Source organism: Streptomyces sp. NPDC048002, from assembly GCF_040653275.1.
Classification (GTDB): domain Bacteria; phylum Actinomycetota; class Actinomycetes; order Streptomycetales; family Streptomycetaceae; genus Streptomyces.
On sequence record NZ_JBEZNL010000030.1, the window covers coordinates 1 to 21739 of the forward strand.

The window sequence follows — 21739 nt, forward strand, 5'->3', positions numbered from 1 at the left end:
ACCCCCCAACAGCCCCCCACTCCACCCGGAACAACCCATCCCGACGCCCCGCCAACACCCCCAACCCCGCCACATCAACCGACCGCAACACCAACGACCCCACCACCGCCACCGGAACACCCACAGCATCAGCAACCAACACCGACACCGCATCCCCACCCACCGGCACCAACCGCACCCGCACCGCCGACGCACCCACCGCCGCCAACGACACACCACCCCACACAAACGGCAACCGCACCCCACCACCCACCGGCAACACCGCATGCAACGCACCATCCAACAAAGCCGGATGCACCCCAAACCCACCCACATCACCCCCCACCGACTCCCCCAACACCACCTCCGCAAAAACCTCAACACCCCGCCGCCACACACCCCGCAAACCCCGAAACACACCCCCATACCCATAACCAGCCGCGTGCAGGAGCTCGTATCGGTCGGAGATGTCCACCGGTTCGGCACCGACGGGCGGCCAGATCGTCAAGTCCTCATCCGGGAGGGACGGTTCGTCGGCGCTGAGACGGCCTTCCGCATGGACGACCCACGCCTCGTCGAGTTCGCCTCCCTCGGTCCGGGAATGGACGGTGACCGGCCTCTGCCCGTCCGCCTCCGCTCCCCCGACGACGACCTGGAGGTTGACGGCACCCTGTTCGGGCAAGGCCAGCGGTGTCTGCAGGGTGAGTTCGACCAGATGGCCGCAGCCGACCTCGTCCCCCGCGCGAATCGCCAGCTCCACGAACCCGGTCCCCGGAAAGAGAACAGTCCCGGCGACGGCATGGCCGGCGAGCCAAGGATGGGTGCGCAGGGACAGCCGCCCGGTCAGAACGGCTCCGTCCCCCGTAGCGAGGCTTACCGCCGCGCCGAGCAGCGGATGGTCGGCGGCTGCCAGCCCCGCGCCGCTGACGTCGCCCGTGGCCGAGTTGGACTCCAGCCAGTACCGGTCACGTTGGAAGGCGTAGGTCGGCAGATCGACCCGCTCCACGGCACGCCCCGCGAAGACGGCGGCCCAGTCGATGTCGACACCCCGCACCCACAGTTCAGCGGCACCGGCGATCAGCCGGGCGTTCTCGTCCTCGTCCCGACGCAGGCTCCCCACAACGGTGACCGACGTCTCGGCCGCCTCCGCGATGGCCTGCACCGCAGTCGTCAACACCGGATGCGCGGACACTTCGATCAACCGTGAGTGCCCCTGAACCAGCACCTTCTCGACCGCGTCGGTGAACTGCACCGGCCGACGCAGACCCTCGTACCAGTAGGTCGCGTCCATCGTCGACGTGTCCAGGGCCTCACCGGTCACCGTCGAGATCAACGGAATACGCGCCCCATGCGGCCGCACAGGGGCAAGGGCCTCCAGGAGACGCTCTCGGATGTCCTCCACCTGCGCGGAGTGCGACGCGTAGTCCACCGGGACCCTGCGCGCCCGGACGCCGGCCGCCTCGGCCACCGCCGCGATCTCGTCCAACGCCTGCGGGTCACCGGCCACGACAGTCGCATCCGGACCGTTGAACACGGCGACCGACACCCGATCCCCGTACGTCTCAACCCACTCAGAGACCCGCTCCGGACCGGACGCCAGCGACAACATGCCACCACGACCGGCGAGTTCGTCCCGAACGGCTGCCGACCGCAGCGCCACCACCCGCGCCGCGTCCTCCAACGACAGCGCACCCACCACCGCCGCAGCCGCAATCTCACCCTGCGAATGACCGATCACCGCCGCCGGCACCACCCCGAGCGACTCCCACACCGCAGCCAGCGACACCATCACCGCCCACAACACCGGCTGCACCACATCAACCCGCTCCAGCCAGGCGTCGTCGTCATCCCGCAGTACGTCGGTCAACGACCAGTCCACGAAGGACCCGAGCGCCGCCTCACACTCACCGATCCGCGCCGCGAACACCGGCGAGGACTCCAACAACCCCCGCCCCATCCCCAGCCACTGCGACCCCTGCCCCGGAAACACCAACACCGGAGCACCAGAGGCCCCCGACGCCACGCCCGAAGCAACCTGAGCCGAAGCGCCACCCGAAGCCAACGCCCCAAGCCCAGCGACCAGTTCAGCGCGCTCCCGCCCCCACACCACCGCCCGATGCTCGAACACCGAGCGTGAGGACCACAGCCCCCAACCCACATCCACGGGCGCACCCGTGACGCCCGCGAGCCGCCCGGCCTGCTCCGCCAACGCCTCCGCCGAACGACCCGACACCAACCACGGCACCACGGGCGACCCGGACAAACCTCCGGACGCACCGGGCATCGCCGGCGCCGTCCCGGAGTCGGAAGCCTCCTCCAGGATCACGTGGGCGTTCGTCCCGGAGATGCCGAAGGAGGAGACAGCCGCGCGACGGGGTCGGTCGTGGGACGTCCACGGCCGGTCCTCCGTGAGCAGGCGGACGTCTCCCGCGGACCAGTCGACGTGAGGCGTGGGCTCGTCGACATGCAGGGTGCGCGGCAGCACGCCTGCCCGCATCGCCATCACCATCTTGATGACACCAGCGACACCCGCCGCCGCCTGCGTATGCCCGACGTTCGACTTCACCGACCCCAACCACAAGGGCCGTTCGGCATCCCGCCCCTGCCCGTACGTCGCCAGAAGCGCCTCGGCCTCGATCGGGTCACCCAGAGTCGTCCCCGTGCCGTGTGCCTCCATGGCATCCACGTCCGGCGGGGTGAGGTCGGCGTTGGCGAGGGCGGCGCGGATGACGCGCTGCTGCGACGGGCCGTTCGGTGCGGAGAGGCCGTTCGAGGCGCCGTCCTGATTGATCGCGGACCCTCGGACGAGGGCCAGCACCCGGTGCCCGTTGCGGCGTGCGTCGGACAGCCGCTCCACCACCAGGACCCCGACACCCTCCGCCCACCCGGTACCGTCCGCCGCCGCCGCGAACGGCTTGCACCGACCGTCCGCGGCAAGCCCCCGCTGACGGCTGAACTCCACGAACATGCCAGGAGTGGGCATGACGGTGACGCCGCCCGCGAGCGCGAGATCGCACTCACCGTTGCGCAACGACTGCACCGCCAGATGCAGCGCGACCAACGACGACGAACACGCCGTGTCCACCGTGACCGCCGGCCCCTCCAGACCGAACGAGTACGACAACCGACCCGAGACCACACTCGCCGCATTACCGGTCAGGGTGAATCCCTCTACGGGTTCGGCCGCCTCGTGGAGGCGGTCGCCGTAGTCCTGGGACATGGCACCCGCGAAGACGCCGGTGAGGCTGGAGCGCAGGGAGCCGGGGGCGATTCCGGCACGTTCGACGGCTTCCCAGGAGGCTTCGAGGAGGAGCCGCTGCTGCGGGTCCATGGCCAGGGCCTCGCGCGGCGAGATACCGAAGAAGTCGGCGTCGAAATCGCCGACGTCCCGCAGGAAGCCGCCCGCGCGGGTGTAGCTGGTGCCGTGGTGGGCGGGGTCGGGGTCGTAGAGAGCGTCCAGATCCCAGCCACGGTCGGCCGGGAAGTCCCCGACCGCGTCGCCACCCTCATCGACCACCCGCCACAGGTCCTCGGGGGACGCGACCCCGCCGGGGTAACGGCAGGCCATGCCCACGATCGCGATGGGTTCGCCGACATGGGTGGTGGGGGTGGGGATGGAGGTGCGGTGGGACGGGGCTGCACCGAGGAGTTCGGCGCGGAGGTGGTCGGCGAGCACCGCCGGGGTGGGGTGGTCGAAGAGGAGTCCCGCGGGCAGGCGAAGACCGGTGGTGGCGGTGAGTCGGTCGCGGAGTTCGACGGAGGAGAGGGAGTCGAAGCCCAGGTCTTTGAAGGTCCAGGAGACGTCGATGGCGTCGTCGTCGGTGGTGGAGTGGCCGAGTACCAGCGCGATGTCCTCCCTGACCTGGTCGAGGACGGCGCGCGTCTGCTCGGCGACGCTGGTGAGCCCGCTGAGACGGCGCCGCCAGCCGGTGGTGTCCGTACCGCTCTCGGCCGGCGCATCCGCCGTCGGCTCCGGCCCGGTGCCGGCGTCGACGCCACCGCCACCGTCACCATCGCCATCGCCCCCACCAACCCCCGCCACGGAGGCCGCTGCCACCCCCGTCCCCGTCCCCGTCTCGCTCAACCAGTACCGCTTCCGTTGGAAGGCGTACGTCGGCAGCGGGACGCGGCGTGCGGTGGGACCGCCCGTGAAGGCGGGGAGGGCCGGGGCGGCGCCCCGGACGTACAGGCCGGCCACGGCTCGCAGCAGGGTCTGTGGCTCGGGGCGCCCGCGGCGCAGTGCGCTGAGGAAGGCCACGTCGGTGGGGCGGGTGTCCTCGGGGCGGGCGGCGAGGCATTCCCGTGCCATGGCGGCGAGGGTGCCGTCGGGGCCGAGTTCGAGGAACGTGGTGACGCCCTGGTCGAGCAGCCAGTCGACGCCGTCGGCGAACCGGACGGTGTGGCGGACGTGGCGTACCCAGTGGTCCGGGTCGCTGAGTTCCTCGGTGGTGGCGGGGCGGCCGGTGAGGTTGGAGACGACCGGGATGGCGGGCGGGTGGTAGGTGAGGCCGCGTGCGACGGCTCGGAAGTCGTCGAGCATGCCGTCCATGTGGGCGGAGTGGAAGGCGTGGCTGACGCGCAGGGCGTGGATCTTGCGGCCGCGTTCGGTCCAGGTGGCGGCGTAGGCGGTGACGGTGTCGGCGTCGCCGGAGATGACGCAGGAGCCGGGGCTGTTGACGGCCGCGATCGTGATGTGACCGTCCAGTCCGGCGAGTTCGGGGGTGACCTCGGCCTCGGTGGCCTGGAGGGCGACCATGGCGCCGCCGCCGGGCCGGCTCTGCATGAGGCGACCGCGCGCGGTGACGAGGGCGCAGGCGTCGGGGAGCGTGAGGACGCCGGCGATGTGGGCGGCGGCGATCTCGCCGACGGAGTGGCCGAGTGCGTAATCGGCCGTGACACCGAGGGATTCCGTGAGGCGGTAGAGGGCGACTTCCAGGGCGAACAGGGCGGTCTGGGTGAGTGCGGTGCGGTCCAGGCGGGCGGCGTTCTCGGGGGTGGGTGGGGCGGTGAGCAGCAGGTCGCGTACGTCCGGGTCGAGGTGGTCGCAGACGGCGTCCAGCGCTTCGGTGAAGGTGGGGTGGGTGGTGTACAACTCCCTTCCCATGGCGATGCGTTGGCTGCCCTGGCCGGAGAAGAGGACGGCGGTGGTGCCGTCGGTGGCGGTGCCTTGGACCAGGTCCGGGGAGGTGCGGCCTGCGGCGAGGGCGGCCAGTGCCGCGGCGCCCCGGTCCAGGTCGGCGGCGAGGACGACGGCGCGGTGGGTGAAGGCGGTGCGGGTGGTGGCCAGCGAGTGGCCGAGGTCGGCGGGGGTGTGCTCGGGGTGGGTGTCGAGGTGTTCGCGGAGCTTGCGGGCCTGGGCGCGCAGGGCGGTGGCGGTACGCGCGGAGAGGGTCCAACCGTGCAGGGGCGGCGGGCCGGTGGGCGTGGTCGTGTCGGTGCCAGGGGATTCCTGGCCGCCCATGACGGCTTCGGCGGTCCGGGGTGGTGCCTCGGTGAGGACGACGTGGCAGTTGGTGCCGCCCATGCCGAAGGAGCTGACTCCTGCGAGGAGTTGGCGGTCGGGTTCGGGCCAGTCGCTGAGCGTGGTGTGGACGCGCAGGCCCAGTTCTTCGAGGGGGATGTCGGGGTGGGCCTGTTCGTAGTTGAGGCTGGGGGGCAGTTGGCGGTGGCGCAGGGCGAGGACGGTCTTGAGGAGTCCGGCGATGCCAGCGGCGCCTTCGAGGTGTCCGATGTTCGTCTTGACGGAGCCGACGGCGACCGACCGGCCCGCGTGGCGGGCGGCGGTACCGACGGCGGCGCCGAGCGCGGCGGCCTCCACGGGGTCGCCGCGGCGGGTGCCGGTGCCGTGCAGTTCGACGTACTGGACGTGGGTGGGGTCGATGCCGGCGCGGTCGTAGGCCCGGGTGAGGACGCGCTGCTGGCCCTCGGGGGTGGGGACGGTGAGGCTCTCGCCGCCGCCGTCGTTGCCGGTGGCGCTGCCCGCGATGACACAGTGGACGTCGTCGCCGTCGGCGAGGGCGCGGGCGAGGGGTTTGAGGACGACGAGTCCGGCGCCTTCGCCGCGTACGTAACCGTTGGCGCGGGAGTCGAAGGTGTAGCAGCGGCCGTCGGGTGAGAGGGCGCCGAACTTGGCGGTGCTGAGGGTGCTTTCGGGGGCGAGGTTGAGGTTGACGCCGCCGGCCAGGGCGAGGTCGCTCTCACCGCTGCGGAGGCTTTCGCAGGCGAGGTGGACGGCGACGAGGGAGGAGGACTGTCCGGTGTCGACGGTCATGCTGGGTCCGCTGAGGCGGAGCGTGTAGGACACTCGGTTGGCGATGATGCTGCGGTGCAGGCCGGTGACGCTGTGGGTGCCGATGGCGGGGGCGCCCCGGCGGTGCAGGAGGGTGGCGTAGTCGTCCCAGATGGCGCCGACGAAGACGCCGGTGCTGTGCTCGCCGAGGGTGTGGGGGAGGATTCCGGCGTCCTCCAGGCTCTCCCAGCCGAGTTCCAGCATGAGGCGTTGCTGGGGGTCCATGGCGGTGGCCTCACGGGGTGCGATGCCGAAGAAGGCGGGGTCGAAACGGTCGACGTGGTCGAGGTAGCCGCCGCGCCGGGTGTCGGGCGTTCCCTCGGCGGTGGGGTCGGGGGCGAAGTGGGCCTCGGTTTGGCGGCGTTGGGGCGGGGTGGTGGTGACGGCCTCGCGGCCTTGGCGCAGCAGCTCCCAGAAGGCGGCGGGATCGGGGGCGCCGGGGAGGCGGCAGGCGAGGCCGATCACGGCGATCGGCTCGGGGTGCGTCGCGTGCGCGTCCGCGGGGTGGGTGCGGCCGACAGAGCTTCCCGTTTTCGCCACCAGGTCTCCCATTGACGCTCGGCTCCTGTGGAGCACAACCGAGTTGCGGATCGTTCGGGGGCCGGGGTCGGGGTGAGGGGGTGGGTGTGGGGTATCGGGAGGCGGAGCGCGTCCGGGGCGGCCGGGGCGGGGAGCCCTGTTCCGGCCACCTCGGACGGTTTCCGCGTCTTCTTCGCCGTGTTGCCACCTGCGGTGGTGCGTGGTCCGGCGTGTGCGTCACCCTGTGCTCCGGCCAAGATGTCGCCAACCCTAGGAAGACGGGCGGGGCGACCCAACCCCTGATCTGTCCGGGCCGGTCGGGCAACGGGGTGGGGGGTCATGAATAGGGGTGGGGCGCGTAGGGGTGTCGCGGCTCGCGGCGCGGCTGTGACACTGCTGCGGTCCGTCCGGCGGCGAGCGGTGCGGCAAGGGGGCGAAGTCCGTGTCCGACGAGGTGGGGCGAGGGGACGAGGTCCATGTCCGACGAGGTGGGGCGAGGAGGCAAGTCCGTGTCCGACGAGGTGACGCGCAAGGCTCTGGCCGTGGCGCACTGCGAGCGCGTCAACGCCGGTGATGTGGAGGGGTTGTTGGCTCTCTACTCGCCGGGCGTACGGTTCGAGGATCCGGTGGGTTCCGGTGAGCGCCTCGGTCATGGCGCGCTGCGTTCGCACATCGCGGGTGCGGTGGCCGCGGGGGTCCATGACGCGTACGGGGAGCCGGTCGCGGCGCCCGACGGGCGGCATGCCGCGGTCCCGGTCACCTCGACGATGGATTTCCTGCCGAACGGGCCGTTGATGGTGCGCCACGGGCTGCTGGAGCGTCCCGAGGATCCGGAGAAGGCGCGTCTGGAGTTCACCTGCATGCTGGTCATCGAGGTCGGCGCGAGTGGGCTGATCGAGGACATGCGGGCCTATTGGGGCAGGTCGGATGTTCGCTTCGTGGACTGATACCGGGACCGTGAAGGAGGGGCGCCCGCTGTGGTGGACGAGGTGAGGCGCAAGGCGGTGGCGCTGGAGTACTGCCGGCTGCTCAACGCCGGTGATCTGGAGGGTGTCCTGGCACTGTTCGCCCCCGATGTGCGGTTCGAGGATCCGGTGGGGTCGCCCGCGCTGGTGGGGCGTGAGGCGGTGGGCCGGCATCTGGCGGCCGCGGTCGCGGCGGGCATCGAGGAGACGCCGGGCGTGCTGACGGCGGCACTGGACGGGGAGAGCGTGACGCTCGCGGTCACCGGGACCATGGCGGTGCCGGGTGCGGCGGACGGGAGTCGGGTGGCGTTCCGGCTGGTCAGTGTGATGCGGGTGACCGAGGAGGGCCTGATCCGGGAGGCCCGGGTCATCGCGGGGCGTTCCGATGTCACCCCGGTCGGCTGAACCCCCGGCCGCTCGGCGCAGCGCCTGCTCCTCAGCGCAGGAGTGCGCGCTCCTCCGGGGTGAGCGGGGGTTCGGTGAGGGGAGGCTGGGCGGGGCCGGTGCGCAGGGCGTTGAGCACGGCGGGTGACTGGAGGCTGGTGACGGGGGCGGCGAGGGTGGTGACGCCGGCGCAGGCGGCGCTGACGACCGGGTCGGAGAGGCCGACCGTGCCGACGCGTTCGGAGAAGTCCTGGCGGGTGTGGAGTTCCTCGGAGAGCCGCGGGTCCTTCGCCTCGACGCGGCAGCCGGGGTAGAACACGTCCTGGGAGGCCGCGAGGATCCAGGGGTCGTCGATGGCGTCCGCGATCCGCCGCAGGACCGTCCGCGCGAAGTCGGGGGTGCCGCGGTCGCGGCGCAGCGCGCGGTCGAGGACGGCGACGGCGCGGGCGGCGGAGCTCATGCCGTGGCCGTAGACGGGGTTGAAGGCGGCGAGGGCGTCGCCGAGGACGAGGAGGTTGTCGGGCCAGCGGTCGAGTCGGTCGTAGTGGACGCGGCGGTTGGCGGTGCTGCGGGAGCCGCGGACCGGTCCGAGGGGCTCGGCGGTGGCGAGCACCTCGCCGACCAGGGGGTGGCGCAGTCCTTCGGCGAACGCGGTGAAACCGGCCTCGTCGGTGGGTGGTTCGTCGCCGCGGGTGCCGGAGAGGGTGACGATCCACTGACCGTCCTCGACGGGCAGGATCAGTCCGCTGCGGCCGGGTACTCCGGCGCGGTAGTCGGCGTAGACGCTGACCATGGGGAAGCGGGCGGCGGCGCGTCGGGGGGCGCGGTGGACGCGGGTGGAGTAGGTGATCCCGGAGTCGACGATGTCCTCTTCCGGTTCGGGGATGCCGAGTGGGGTGATCCACTGGCGGAGCCGGGAGCCGCGTCCGCCGGCGTCCACGACGATCTCGGCGTCGAGTTCGGAGCTCTCGCCGGTGTCGAGGTCGCGGACGGTGAGGCCGTCGAGGCGGGCTTCGGTGCCGCGCAGTGCCTGGACCTCGGTGCGGGCCCGTACGGTGACGTCCGGGTCGGCGCGGACCTGGTCGCGGACCGTCCAGTCCAGCAGGGGGCGGCTGACGGCGATGAGGAACTGCGTCTCGGGGAACCGGCGTTGCCAGCCGTACGGGGACAGGTTGACGAGGTCGGACTGGACGCCGATGCGGTGGGCGCCGGCGGCGCGCAGCCGGTCGACGGTGCCGGGCAGCAGGGAGTCGACGATGCGTGCGCCGCCGGACCAGAGCAGGTGGGCGTGGCGGGCCTGGGGTACGCCCTTGCGGAGTGCGGGGCCGTCGGGGAGTTCGTCGCGGTCGATGACGGTGACCCGGTCGAAGTGCCTGCGCAGGGCCCGTGCCGTGAGCATTCCGGCGAGGCCGCCGCCGATCACGGCGGCGTGGCTGGGGGTCGTCGACACGGGTGCGTTCCTTCCGTCGGCACCTGGACCTGACCTCGCAATGTAGGGAGCCGACGGCGGGCGGACCAACCCCTAAGTTCGCTGGTCGCTCCCCAGGGGCCGGGGCTGCGCGGATGCGGGTGGTGCGGCGTCAACCCCTATGCGGGGCAACAGGGGTGGGTCGTTCCGGAGCCGCCGAGCGGAGGCCCGGGAAGTCATGGTCCGGCAAAGTTCCGGCAAGAATTCGGCCCTTGAACTGTCGTAGGCTGTCGGCTCGGACAGCACTCGACGACGGTCCGGCGGGGCGAGGACGACGCGGCACGGGCGCTTGGAAATCAGCTCATCCAGTGCTTGAGGACAGAGGACTACCGTCACGACACCGGTATCGGCTGCCCGGCGGGCGGCCCTGCCGCGGCGGTGACGTGTCGTCCCCCGGTGCCACGACGCGTACCCGCTGCCGCGGGGGCGCCGTCCCGGCGCGGTCGGACCAGCGTGAAGGGCACACGTGGAGGGCACAGCGGATGGAAGACGCCGGCTTATTCCATGACGTCGCGTTGAGGGGGGACCAGGGCGGGTGGCACTGATTCAGCGGGAGACCCAGCTCGGTCGGCTCCGTTCGGCCTTCGACCACTGCGACGACCGGCACGGCGGACAGGTCTGTCTGATCACGGGCGGGATCGGGAGCGGCAAGACGGCGCTGCTGGAGGTCTTCGCTCGGGAGGTCACCGGGCGTTCGGCGCGTCTGCTGCGTGCCGTCGGCTCACGTGCCGAACGCGACCTCCAGTTCGCCGTCGTGGACCAGCTCATCGACAGTTCGGGCCTGGGGCGCGCCTCGATGCGCCAGGTCGCCACCGCCGTACGTCATCTGGCCCGCACCCCGCCCCCTCCGCTGCCCGTGGTAGGGGGTGCCGAGGCGGCCGCCGAGCGGAGTGCGCCGTTCCCGGGGCCGGCCACGACGGAGCGGCCGTTGCCGTCGACCGTGCACGGGACGCTGGCCGCCCTGCTCGATCTGGCGGGTCCGGCACCGCTGGTGATCACCGTCGACGATGTGCACCACGCCGACCACAGCTCGTTGCAGTGCCTGCTGTACGCGGTGCGCAGGCTGCGGCACAAGCGGATCATGGTGGTGCTCACCGAGTCCGCGGCGTTGCGTGCCTCGCATCCTCATTTCCGGGCCGAGTTGATGAGCCGGCCGTACTTCTCCCGGATCGATCTGGCCCCGCTGACCGATGAGGCGCTCGGTCTGCTCGCCGAGACCCATCCGGTGCCCGCCACCCGTGCCCGGATCGCCCGCAGGGCGCCCGCGCTGACCGGTGGCAGCCCGCTGCTGATGCGGGCGTTGCTGGAGGATCCCGCCGCGGCCGGCACCGTCCCGCGGCCCGCGACGCCGTTACGGGGCCCGGCCGGGGCCGATCCCGCCGTGGGTGCCGGCGACGGACCGCTCGCCCAGGCCGTGCTGCGTTCCCTGTACCGGCATGAGCCCGAAGTCCGTTCCGCAGCACGGGTCTTGGCGGTGCTGGGGCGTCCCGCGCCGCTGCCCGTACTGGCCCGGTTACTGGCGCTCACCCCCGATCTGACCGCGCAGGCGGTGCAGTTGCTGGCTCAGTCGGGTCTGGTGGACGGCGACCGGATCCGGCGCCCGCTGGCGACCGCGGTGCTGGCGGACCTGTCGGCGGAGGAGCGGCGTCGGCTGCACCGGCGGGCGGCGGAGGTGCTGCACGAGTTCGGTGCCGAGCCGGAGGTGATCGCCCGTCATCTGATCGGCGCCGAGTGGGCCGAGCCGGAGTGGGCGGAGCCGGCCCTGCACCGGGCGGCCGAGCAGGCCCTGGCCGCGGGGCGGCCCGACATCACGTGCGCGTGTCTGTTGCTGGCCCGGCGGGGCGCGCCGGGCACCGGGTGGACGGCGGCCGACGGTCTGCTGCTGCGTTCCCGCTGGCAGCTCAACCCGCTGTCCGTCACGGCGGACCTGGAGGCGCTCGCGGCGGCGGACCGGCCGACGACGGCCGCGCTGGCCGGCGTACCGGCGCTGCTGTGGCAGGGCCGGGGTGACACGGCCCGGTCGATCCTCACGGCCGTCGCCGGTCTGGGCGACTCCTCGCCCAGGGCGCGCGCCCTGCTGGCCGGGTCGCGGCTGCTGCTGTCGCTGGTCCGCCCCGACCACTGCCCTCGGGCGCGCGCCGAGGCCCGCGGCGTCACGGAGTCCGGAACCGCGGCCTCGGTCGGCGGCCGGCATCTGGACGCGCTGCTGCTGCTCGCCGACACGCTGACGCCCGAACGGCAGGCGGGGGACGCGGCGGCGGTCGCGGAGTTGATGATCCAGCGTCATCTCGCCGACGACGGTGCGCTCGGACTGCTGGCGGTCCTGCTGCTGGTGATGGTGTACTCGGGCCGCTCCGAGCTGGTGTGCGAGTGGACGCGGATGCTGCTGGCCCGGCCGGCGGTGGAGTACGCGCCGGGCTGGAAGGCGGTGCTGCACGCGATCCGTGCGGAGGCGGCGCTGCGGCTGGGTTCGCTGGAGGAGGCGGAGGAGCAGGGGCGGGCCGCGCTCACCGTGATCAGTCCGCAGGCCTGGGGGGTGGCGGTGGCGGGGCCGCTGGGCACCCTGGTGGCGGCGGCGACCGAGGCGGGCCGGTTCGAGGACGCCGAGCGCTGGCTGGCCGGGCCGGTGCCCGCGGAGTCGTTCCGTACGCCGCTGGGGCTGCACTACCTGGCGGCGCGGGCCCGCTACGAGCTGGCGATCGGGTGGCGCCGGGCGGCGGCCGACGATCTGCGCTGGGTGCGCCGGGAGGTGACGGCCTGGCGGATGGACAGCGCGGCCCTGGTGCCGTGGCGGCTGGACCTGGCGCGGGTGCAGCTCGCGCTCGGGCAGCGGCGGGAGGCGGTACGGCTGCTGGAGGAGCAGTTGGATCCCGTGCGCTCGGTGGACGACCGCACCCGGGGCGCGGCGCTGCGCCTGCTCGCCGGTCTGCTGCCGGAGCAGGGCCGTCAGCTGCTGGCGCGGGCGGTGAAGGTGCTGGAGGCGAGTGGGGACCGCCGGGAGCTGGCCCGTGCGCTGTCCGACCGGGCGCGGCTGCTGCGGCAGGGCCCTACCGGGGACGAGGCGCCGCGGATCCTGCACCGGCGGGGCCACACCCGGGCGCCCTCCGAAGGGGGGCCGTACCCGGTCGAGCCCCGGGCGGGAGGGCCGGACCGCTCCGGACCGCAGGGCCGCTCCGGGACGCAGGACCGCTCCAAGGGTTCCGATCGCGCTGAACGTCCTGACCGGGCGGAGCCGCGCGGCGGTCTGAGCGAGGCCGAGAGCAGGGTCGCCGCGCTGGCCGCGCAGGGGCACACCAACCGGCAGATCTCCAGCAAACTGTTCATCACGGTGAGCACCGTGGAGCAGCATCTGACGCGGATCTACCGGAAGTTGGACGTCAAGCAGCGCGCTGATCTGGCGACCCGGCTGGCCTCGGCGGGCGCGGCCGGCCCGTGAACCGGCCGCTCTTGCGGGGCCCCGCGTTTGCGGGGGCGTCAGGGTGAGGCGGACGCGGCGGTGGAGCGGAAGGCGTCGACGCTCTCCTTGACCGCCGCGGTCACCTCCGCGGGCCGTCCGTTGAGGTAGAAGTGGCCCCCGGGGAAGGACCGGAAGCGGAAGGTCCCGCTCGTGAGCTGCTCCCAGGCGCGGGCGTCGTCCAGGCTCACCCGGGAGTCGGACTCGCCGGCGAGGACGGTGACCGGCGCGGTGAGCGGCGCGGGGTCGGGGATCTCCCGGTACGTCTCGACGGCCCGGTAGTCGGCGCGCAGCGCGGGCAGCACCATCCGCAGCAGTTCCTCGTCGTCCAGGATGCCCTGTTCGGTGCCGCTCAGTTCGCGGATCTCGGCGATGATGCCGTCGTCGTCGCGCAGGTGGACGGTCTCCTCGCGGAAGCGGTGCGGGGCGCGCCGCCCGGAGGCGATGACGCCCAGCAGTTCGCCGCCGCCGGTGGCCTCCAGCCGGCGGGCGATCTCGTAGGCGAGGACGGCGCCCATGCTGTGTCCGAACAGGACGACGGGTCCGGCCGGCTCCGAGACGAGCGCCCGGTACACCTGTTCGGCGAGGTCCCGCAGGTCGCTCACCGGGGTCTCCCGGTGCCGGTCCAGCCGGCCCGGGTACTGCACGCAGAGCACGTCCAGTTCCGGCGCGAGCGCGCGGGACAGGGGAAGGAAGTAGGGGGCGGAGCCCCCCGCGTGCGGCAGGGCGAGCAGCTTGACGGCGCCGGGCGTGGACGGTGTGTACCGGCGGAACCATGTGTCGTACGGACCGGGTGCCGACATGACGGGCGGTACCTCCAGCGATCGGGGTGGCGGGCCACGCGGGCGGAACGTCCGCCGACGGCCCACCCTACGAGCCGGGACGGGGACGGCAGAAGCCCTTACGACCCCTACTCCGCCCCGCCCGGCCGGGCGTCGCCGCGGTGGGGTCAGTCGTCCAGCGCGTCCATGACGTCCGCGAGGTCGACGAACTTGAAGCCGGTGGCGGTGCGGTCGTCGGACTGCGGGGTCTCGGCGCCGTCCTGCACGACCAGCAGTCCGTCGGGGTAGCGGCGGCCCAGGGACTGGTTGAGGACGGCCGCTCCGTCGCACTCCTCGGAGCCGTCGAGGGTCGCGGAGGCGGCCGTGACACGGAAGCCGCCCTCGTACTCGTTGTCGTCCTCGATCTCGCGGTCGTAGGCGGCGAAGGTGTTGTCGCCCTGGCTGGAGGCGAGGAGGTAGCCGTCGCCGTCGCCCTCGGGGATCAGGGTCAGGCCCTCGACGTCGGCGGAGATACGGCGGCCGCCGTAGCCGGGGTCGGTGCCCGGGGTGCACTCCTCGGTGGCCTCGTCGTACGTGCCGGGGATGCCGTACTCCCGCACCTTGTCGACCAGTCGGGGCTTGCCCTTGAGGTCGGCGGGGACGCGCCAGATGCCGACGTCCTCCTGGCCGGCGTAGAGGACGCCGTTGGCGGGGTCGACGACCATTCCCTCCACCTGGGGCAGTTCGCCGGGCTCCAGGCAGGGGGTCCAGGAGGTGCGGTCGGGCAGCGTGAAGGACGAGGGGAGGTCGAGGGTGCGGATCTTGCGGTATCCGACGGTGCCGGACCTGGTCGGCAGCAGTTCGAGCAGGGCGACGCTCGTCGTCTCCCGCTGGCTGACCAGGGCGTACGAGCGGCCGCGGTCGGTCCAGGTGGCCAGGCCGTAGGCGGTGCGCTGGTCGTTGATCTCGTCCTGGTCGGCGGAGAAGACGGGGGCCGCGGACGGGTCGGTGACGTCGGTGAGCGGGCCGCCGGCCCGGTCGCGGTCGATGCGGTAGAACCGCAGCCGGTCGTTGCCGCGGTCGGTGGTGACGGCGAGGTCGGCGCGGCCGGTGGACAGTTTCAGGCCGTGCACCAGGTCGACGTTGTTGAGGCGGCCCGGGGCGTCCTCGTCGGTGGGTCCGGCGGGCGCGGCCACGGACTGGACGAGCTGTGCGTCGAGGTCGTAGACGCGCAGGCCGCCCTCCTTGGCGGTGGCGACGACCAGGCTGCGGCCGGGGTTGGCGTCGTTGCGCCAGATCGCGGGGTCGTCGGCGTCGGAGTTGCCGCCGGCCTCGTCGTCGTAGAGGGGGGCCGTCTCGGCGCGGGGGGTGAGCGTGGGCAGGGCGGACGATGCCTGTGCCGGGGCGGGCAGGGTCACGGCGAGGGCCACCAGCGTGGCCGTCGCCACGAGGATGTGCGTACGGCGGCTACGGGTCTCGGACACGCTGACGCTCCTTGGGGTCAAGATCGGATGCGTCCCGAAGCCTTTCGGGGGCGCGTGTCCTGGAGGTGTCCGTAGCCCGCCGCCGGATGGACCTGGCATGAACGCTACGTCTTCATACAGCGAACTACCACTCTCCGCACCTCAGTTGACGGCTGCTCCCGCCACTTCTTCGGTCACTCCGTTGAGTTCCGAGTCGGGGTGGGAGCCGTAGGGGCGGGTGAACGCCTCCATGCCGTGCCCGGCGGGGTCGCGGAAGTACACGCCCCGGCCGCCGTCGTTGCGGTTGATCCGGCCCGGGTGGCGGCCGTGCGGGTCGGCCTGGATGGGGATCCGCGCCGTGACGAGGCGGGCGAGGATCGCGTCGAACTCCCCCTCCGAGACGAGGAACGCGTAGTGCTGGACGGGGATGTCGGTGCCGACGGTCGCGAAGTCCAGGGTGACGCCGTTGGCGGTGACGACGGGCAGGAAGGGCCCGGCCGGTGTCCCGGTCTCCAGGCCGAGGATCCCGGCGAGGAAACGGGCGGACCGCTCCCGGTCGTGGGAGAGGACGATGGTGTGGTTGAACTCGACTGACACGGTCAATGCCTCCACGGGCATGTCGCGGAACCTCCATGCCTCACCCGACCGGTGACCGACACGCGATGCCGCGGGGGTCACCCTAGGCGCAGGGGTGCCGCCGGGTCGAGCGGTCCTGCGCCGGGAGGCTGTCCTCCAGGTCCGCGAGGGCCTTGCGGGCGGCGGTGATCCGGGCGAGGAGTTCCTTGTCGGCGGGCGGGGTGTCGTCCTGGCGTTCCCGTTCCAGCTCCCGGGCCTCCTCCAGCGAGCTGATCACGACCCCGATCAACACGTTGACCAGTACGAACGAGGCGATGAGTACGAAGGAGCCGTAGTAGACGACGCTCCAGCGGGTGACCTCAAGGCCCGCGTGGACGGCGTCGCCGAGTCCGTCCAGGGTCATCAGCAGGAAGAGGGTGAGGATCGCGCGGCCGATCGAGCCGTACTGCTCGGGGTTGTGCGCGCCGAGCAGCAGCCAGCCGATCATGGCGTACACGTACAGCAGGAGGGCGCCCACCAGCAGGAAGCTGACCGTGCCGGGCAGGCTGCGGCCCACCGCCACCATCACGATGCGCAGTTGGGGCAGGAAGCGGGCGGTGCGCAGCACTCGGGCCAGGCGCAGCAGCCGCAGGACGGTGGCGTTCTCCCGGACGACGGGCAGGAACGCGCAGGCCACGACGGCCAGGTCGAAGAGGTTCCACGGGTCGCGGAGGAAGTCGCGGGGGCGGTCGGCGTGGGCGCACAGGCGCAGGGCGATCTCGACGGTGAAGGCGGCCAGGCACAGGTGCTCGGCGAGCCGCAGCCCGTGGGCCCAGTCGGCCGCGAGGCCGCGGTAGGTCTCCAGTCCGAGCAGGGCGGCGTTGGCGAGGATGAGGGAGAGGACGGTGAGGGCGAACCAGCGTGCCTCGGTGATGCCGCGGGCCCACTGGGCGAGCGCCCGCCGGGCGGGCCAGACGGAGTTCTGCGGGTGGAGCGGATGGTCGGTCATCGTGCTGAATCTGCTCCGCCGCGGGGGACGGTATGCCGGGGGCACGCATGTACGAATGGGTGGGCACGGCCCTCAAGAGCCGTGCCCACGCCGTCAGTTCGCCCTGCGCCGCAGTCCGGCCGCGGCCAGCGCCGCCCCCGCGAGGCAGAGCCCGCCGGTGAGCACCACGGCCGCGTGGACGCCGTTGAGGAAGGCCTGTCCGCTGCCCTCGACGACGGCGGCGCGCACCGCGGCGGGCATGTCGGCGGAGACGGGCGAGATGCCCATCGCCACCGCGTCCTGGGCCTCGGCCAGTGATCCGGCGAGGCCGGACGGCACGCCCGCCGCGGTGAGTTCACCGGTGAGGGTGGCGCCGACCTTGGCGCTGATCAGGGACACCAGGACGGAGGTGCCGAGTGCGCCGCCGATCTGGAGGGTGGTGGCCTGGAGGCCACCCGCGACGCCTCCGTCCTGCACGGGGGCGTTGCCGACGATGGCGTCGGAGGACGCGGCGAGCACCATGCCGACGCCGAGGCCCAGGGCCACGAAGGGCGGCCACATCGTGGCGTAGGAGGAGTCGGTCTGCCAGGTGAGCATGCCGAAGCAGGCGGCGGCCTGGAGCACCATGCCCAGCGGCATCGTGAACCGGGCGCCGAGACGCAGGGTGAGGGCGGCGCCCAGCGGGGAGGCGACGAGCGAGGCGAGGCTCAGCGGCAGGGTCCGCACGCCCGCCTCGACGGGGGTGAAACCGCGGACGTTCTGGAGGTAGAGCATCACGAAGAAGATCACGCCGAGCATGACGAAGAAGTTGAGCGCGGTGATGATCGCGCCGACCGTCAGGGAGCGGCTGCGGAACAGGCGCATCGGCAACAACGGGTGCTCGACCCGGGTCTCGTACCAGCCGAACAGCACCAGCAGGAGCACGCCGGCCGCGACGGCGGCCCAGGTGCCGGCCGAGGTCCAGCCCCAGGTCTCGCCCTTGACGACGCCGAAGACCACGCTGAGCAGGCCGAGCGCGAGCAGCAGGACCCCGGGGACGTCGAAGCGGTGGTGGCCGGTGGAGTTCTTGCTCTGGGGCAGCACGGTCATGCTGAACAGCAGGGCCGCGACGCCGATGGGCGCGTTGATGTAGAAGACGGACTCCCAGCTCACGTGCTCGACGAGCAGGCCGCCGACGATGGGGCCGAGGGCGGTGGAGACCGCGGAGACCATGGCCCAGATGCCCACGGCCATGCCGAACCTGCGCGGCGGGAAGACCGCGCGCAGCAGGCCGAGGGTGTTGGGCATCAGCAGGCCGCCGAAGACGCCCTGGAGGGCGCGGAAGGCGATCACGCCGGTGATCGAGCCGGACAGGCCGATGGCGACGGAGGCGAGCGTGAACCCGGCCACGCCGATGAGGTAGTAGGTGCGCCGGCCGAAGCGGTCGCCGAGCTTCCCGCCGAGGATGAGGGTGGCGGCGAGGGCCAGCAGGTAGGCGTTGGTGACCCACTGGAGCTGGGCGGTGTCGGCGTTCAGGGCCTCCCCGATCGCGGGGTTGGCGATGGCGACGACGGAGCCGTCGAGCTGCACCATGAACAGGCCGAACGCCACGGCGCACAAGGTCAGCCAGGGGTTGGCGCGGCGGCCCGCGGCGGGTGGGGTCGGTCCGGACGCGGGCAGGGTGGGGTGATCCACGGACGTGGACGGCATGAAAGGAGCCTTGTCTTCGAAAAGGGCGTGCGGAAGGAAGAAGGGAAGAGGGGAGGGAGGAGAGAGGGAATCCCGGGGCGCGCCGGCGGAGAGTGCCGCTCAGCGGACGGCGGGGTGGAGCCGGTCCGCGAGGGCGTCGAGCGCGTCGAGCGCGGAGCCCAGGGCACCCTGCTCGCCCTCGGTGAGGGACATCAGCGCGTCCCGCACGTACCCGGCCTCCAGCGCGCGCACCTCGGCGAGCCGCCTGCGGGAGGTGGCCGTGAGGTGGAGATGGGCGACCCGCTTGTCGGTGCCGTCCTGCCTGCGCTCCAGGAGTCCGCGCTCGGTCATCTGGGAGACGAGGGCGCTGACATTGTTGGGCTTCATCAGCAGGGCCTCGGCCGCCTCGCGCACGGTGGCGCCCTCGCGCCGCGCGACATACCGCAGCAGGGCGAGCTGGCCCTCGGGCGGCTTGGGATGCGGATAGTCCGCGGCGACCCGGCGGTCCAGGGCCCGGTGCAGCGCGAGCACCCGCTCCGCGAGCCCGGCGGCTACGCGGTCGAGGTCCCGGCTGGGGGCGCTGGAGGGGGTCACCCCGACAAGATAGGTATGCCATCATAGGTATGTCAAAAAGACCTCCTGCCCGACGACCTACCGCCCCAGGACCCGCTCCCGCAGATTCGCGGCACCGATATCCGCCGCCCAAGCCCCGCAACCGAGAGGCCGGAGCCCGCCCGATGACCCCACCGACCCGTGTCTCCTCCCGCCCCCGCACCCCTCGCCCGCCCGTCCCCCAGACCGCCCTCGGGGTCGGCGCCATCCTGCACGGGCCCCGGGGCCTGCTGCTCGGACGGCACCGGCACGGCACCTGGGAGCTGCCGGGCGGCATGGTGGAGCCCGGGGAGTCGCTCCAGGAGACGGTGGTGCGCGAACTGACGGAGGAGACCGGCCTCACGGCCCGCCCCGAGGACGTACGGCTGCTGGGCACCCTGCTGGACCGGGTCGAGGACGTCGTACGGGTCACCGTCGCCGCCCAGGTCACCGTCTGGCGGGGCGAGCCGGCCGACCAGGTGGACGAGAAGGTCGGCGACTGGCGCTGGTACGCCCTGGACGCGCTGCCGCAGGAGATGTTCGTGTGCAGCGCCCAGGCCCTCACCGCCTGGCGCCCCGGCCTGCCGATCGACCACACCCCCGCCCTCTTCACCCCGTTCGCGACCGCCTGAGCGGCGCTGCAACCCTCTCGCAACCTCTCCCGTGGTGCCCTGGTCCGTCCGGCCGGCGACGGCCCGGTGACCCGGATCCGGCTCCCCTGGGGATGGTTGGCATGTACGAGGAGATCCCGCGCGTCGAACTGACGCCCGCTGCCGCCGATCTCGTGCGGCAACTGCACGCGCGGCACGGCCCGCTGATGTTCCATCAGTCCGGCGGCTGCTGCGACGGCAGCGCGCCCATGTGCTACCCGGCGGGAGAGTTCCGCACCGGCGGGTCGGACGTACTGCTCGCGGAGCTGTACGTGGACGGGGTGGAGGTGCCGGTCTCCTTCTGGATGTCGCGCAGCCAGTTCGAGGCGTGGAGTCACACCCGGCTGATCGTCGACGTGGTCGAGGGCCGGGGCAGCGGCTTCTCCCTGGAGGCACCCGAGGGGGTGCGTTTTCTCATCCGTTCTCGCGTCGTCGGCGCATAGCCACCCCCTCGCCCGTCTCCGTCTGGTGCACTTCCCCTGAGTCCTGGAACAGTTGACGAGCCCTCAGGGGGAACTGTGACAGATCGTCGGAGACGGTTCGCGGCAGGCAGAACGGCCCTCACGTTACTCACCGCACTCGGCGCGCTGGCCGGTACCGCCCTGGTGGGGGCGGCACCGGCCAGCGGCGTTCCCGGCGCCGGCCGGATCGCGCCGGGTGTCGGCTACGAACAGTTCGACATCCCGGTCGCCCGCGGCACCGCGCACGGCCACCTGCTGCGGGTGGACCTCAACGACCCGCGCGTCTCGCTGGACCTGCTGTACCCGGGGCAGGTGGCGGCTCGGGCCGCGGTGTCGCGGCTGGCGGACACCCAGGGCGCCGTCGCCGGGGTGAACGGCGACTTCTTCAACATCACCGAGACCCAGCACCCGGGCGTCGCGGCGACCGGCGCGAGCGTGGGACCGGCGGTCGCGGGCGGCCGTACGCTCAAGGCGGCGGTGCCCGACGGGCAGCGGTTCGGGCCGGCGCTGCCGCCCGGCACCGGTACCGAGGACGTCCTCGGGATGGGCGTGGACCGCCGGGCGAGGCTGGACGACATGGAGCTGACCGGCACGGTCCGCACGGCGACCGGGAACCTGCGGCTCGCCGGGCTCAACCAGTACGCGCTCGCGGAGAACTCGGTCGGAGCGTTCACCTCCGACTGGGGCTCCGTCTCCCGGGCTCGCGCGGTCTGCGGCACGGACGCCGACCGGGGCGCGCCGTGCAGCACCGACACCCACGAGGTGACGGTCCGGGGCGGCCGGGTGGTGGCAACCGCCGACGCCCCGGGCAGCGGCACGATCGCGGCCGGGACGACCGTGCTGGTGGGCCGGGAGGCGGGGGCGCGGCAGCTGCGGAAGTTCGTTCCCGGGCAGCCGGTGAAGGTACGGCACCGGCTGGTGGCGGCCGCCTCGAAGGTCACCTACCGGTTCGCGGTCGGCGGGTACCCGGTGCTGTCGGGCGGGCGGCCGCTGCCGGGCCTGGACGACCGTACGGCGGCGGTGCGCACCGCCGTGGGCGTCGGGGCGGGCGGGAAGCGGGTGCTGCTGTTCTCGCTGGACGGCGGATCGGCGTACCAGGGCATGACGATCGCCGAAGTGGCCGCGTTCATGGGCGAGTTGGGTGCGTCGGAGGCCTTCTCCCTGGACGGCGGCGGCTCCTCGACCCTGGTCGCCCGCGCTCCGGGGGCCTCGGCGGTGACCGTGCGCAACCATCCCTCCGGCGGCGTGGAACGGGCCGTGCCGAACGGCATCGGGGTGTTCGTCAGACGCTGACGGGGCCCCCGAGGACGCGTGTGCAGAGCCCCGGCGGCCTCACGGCTTCAGTCCGCTGACGATGTCGGCGGTGGCCGTGAGGCCGCTGTGGATGGTGGGCGCGATGCTGGAGCTGGCCATGTAGAAGCCGAGCAGCGCGCACACCAGGGCGTGGGAGACCTTGAGTCCTCCGTTGCGCAGGAAGATCACCGCAAGGATCAGGAGCAGCAGCACCACAGAGATGGAAATCGCCATCGTCAACCTCCTCCGCC

General features: G+C 72.7%; 14 protein-coding genes and 1 pseudogene. 6 read left to right on the top strand and 9 right to left on the bottom strand.

The features are described 5' to 3' along the window. Positions 1 to 6820: beta-ketoacyl synthase N-terminal-like domain-containing protein (locus AB0E07_RS28840; protein ID WP_362258413.1), on the bottom strand; the 6820-nt coding region annotated here is incomplete at its 3' end. Positions 6821 to 7296: 476 nt separating this feature from the next. On the opposite strand from AB0E07_RS28840, the gene AB0E07_RS28845 reads away from it, so the two are divergent. Together AB0E07_RS28845 and AB0E07_RS28850 are read left to right on the top strand one after the other, a co-directional pair. Continuing rightward, entirely contained in the window at positions 7297 to 7734 is a 438-nt protein-coding gene (locus AB0E07_RS28845) for a nuclear transport factor 2 family protein (protein ID WP_362258416.1), read from the top strand. Positions 7735 to 7767: 33 nt separating this feature from the next. Beyond that, complete coding sequence (locus tag AB0E07_RS28850; protein WP_362258419.1) at positions 7768 to 8157, top strand: nuclear transport factor 2 family protein; 390 nt, start codon at positions 7768 to 7770, stop codon at positions 8155 to 8157. Between the two features lie 31 nt (positions 8158 to 8188). On the opposite strand, the gene AB0E07_RS28855 is transcribed toward AB0E07_RS28850, so the two are convergent. Continuing rightward, the gene (locus tag AB0E07_RS28855; RefSeq protein ID WP_362258422.1) at positions 8189 to 9586 is read right to left on the bottom strand and encodes an FAD-dependent monooxygenase; all 1398 of its coding nucleotides are present in this window, start codon (positions 9584 to 9586) and stop codon (positions 8189 to 8191) included. A gap of 553 nt (positions 9587 to 10139) precedes the next feature. On the opposite strand from AB0E07_RS28855, the gene AB0E07_RS28860 reads away from it, so the two are divergent. Further along, positions 10140 to 13040 carry an AAA family ATPase gene (locus AB0E07_RS28860; protein ID WP_362258425.1) on the top strand — a complete coding sequence of 967 codons (2901 nt, stop codon included), beginning with the start codon at positions 10140 to 10142 and terminating at the stop codon, positions 13038 to 13040. A gap of 38 nt (positions 13041 to 13078) precedes the next feature. On the opposite strand, the gene AB0E07_RS28865 is transcribed toward AB0E07_RS28860, so the two are convergent. The 6 genes from AB0E07_RS28865 to AB0E07_RS28890 form a co-directional block, all read right to left on the bottom strand. Then, the gene (locus tag AB0E07_RS28865) at positions 13079 to 13861 is read right to left on the bottom strand and encodes an alpha/beta fold hydrolase (protein ID WP_362258428.1); all 783 of its coding nucleotides are present in this window, start codon (positions 13859 to 13861) and stop codon (positions 13079 to 13081) included. 146 nt (positions 13862 to 14007) lie between these two features. Then, positions 14008 to 15303: a phytase gene (locus AB0E07_RS28870; protein ID WP_362258431.1), complete on the bottom strand. Its 1296-nt coding sequence runs from the start codon at positions 15301 to 15303 to the stop codon at positions 14008 to 14010. 141 nt (positions 15304 to 15444) lie between these two features. Next, positions 15445 to 15879 carry a VOC family protein gene (locus AB0E07_RS28875; RefSeq protein ID WP_362258434.1) on the bottom strand — a complete coding sequence of 145 codons (435 nt, stop codon included), beginning with the start codon at positions 15877 to 15879 and terminating at the stop codon, positions 15445 to 15447. An 82-nt stretch (positions 15880 to 15961) separates the two neighbouring features. Next, positions 15962 to 16846, bottom strand: a complete 885-nt coding sequence (locus AB0E07_RS28880; RefSeq protein ID WP_362258437.1) for an ion transporter — start codon at positions 16844 to 16846, stop codon at positions 15962 to 15964. 93 nt (positions 16847 to 16939) lie between these two features. Beyond that, a complete protein-coding gene (locus tag AB0E07_RS28885) occupies positions 16940 to 18514 on the bottom strand; it encodes an MFS transporter (protein WP_362258440.1) in 1575 nt (524 codons plus the stop codon). Positions 18515 to 18613: 99 nt separating this feature from the next. Then, a complete protein-coding gene (locus AB0E07_RS28890; protein WP_362258442.1) occupies positions 18614 to 19087 on the bottom strand; it encodes a MarR family transcriptional regulator in 474 nt (157 codons plus the stop codon). 143 nt (positions 19088 to 19230) lie between these two features. Between AB0E07_RS28890 and AB0E07_RS28895 the strand changes: the two are divergent. The 3 genes and pseudogenes from AB0E07_RS28895 to AB0E07_RS28905 form a co-directional block, all read left to right on the top strand. Further along, positions 19231 to 19716: pseudogene (locus AB0E07_RS28895) on the top strand (NUDIX hydrolase); the annotation flags it as partial. Between the two features lie 101 nt (positions 19717 to 19817). After that, positions 19818 to 20177 carry a DUF779 domain-containing protein gene (locus tag AB0E07_RS28900; RefSeq protein WP_362258444.1) on the top strand — a complete coding sequence of 120 codons (360 nt, stop codon included), beginning with the start codon at positions 19818 to 19820 and terminating at the stop codon, positions 20175 to 20177. Positions 20178 to 20252: 75 nt separating this feature from the next. Next, positions 20253 to 21488, top strand: coding sequence for a phosphodiester glycosidase family protein (locus AB0E07_RS28905; RefSeq protein ID WP_362258447.1), 1236 nt, complete (start codon positions 20253 to 20255; stop codon positions 21486 to 21488). Positions 21489 to 21527: 39 nt separating this feature from the next. Here AB0E07_RS28905 and AB0E07_RS28910 read toward each other — a convergent pair whose 3' ends face one another. Further along, complete coding sequence (locus tag AB0E07_RS28910; RefSeq protein WP_362258449.1) at positions 21528 to 21722, bottom strand: hypothetical protein; 195 nt, start codon at positions 21720 to 21722, stop codon at positions 21528 to 21530. Positions 21723 to 21739 lie beyond the last annotated feature (17 nt).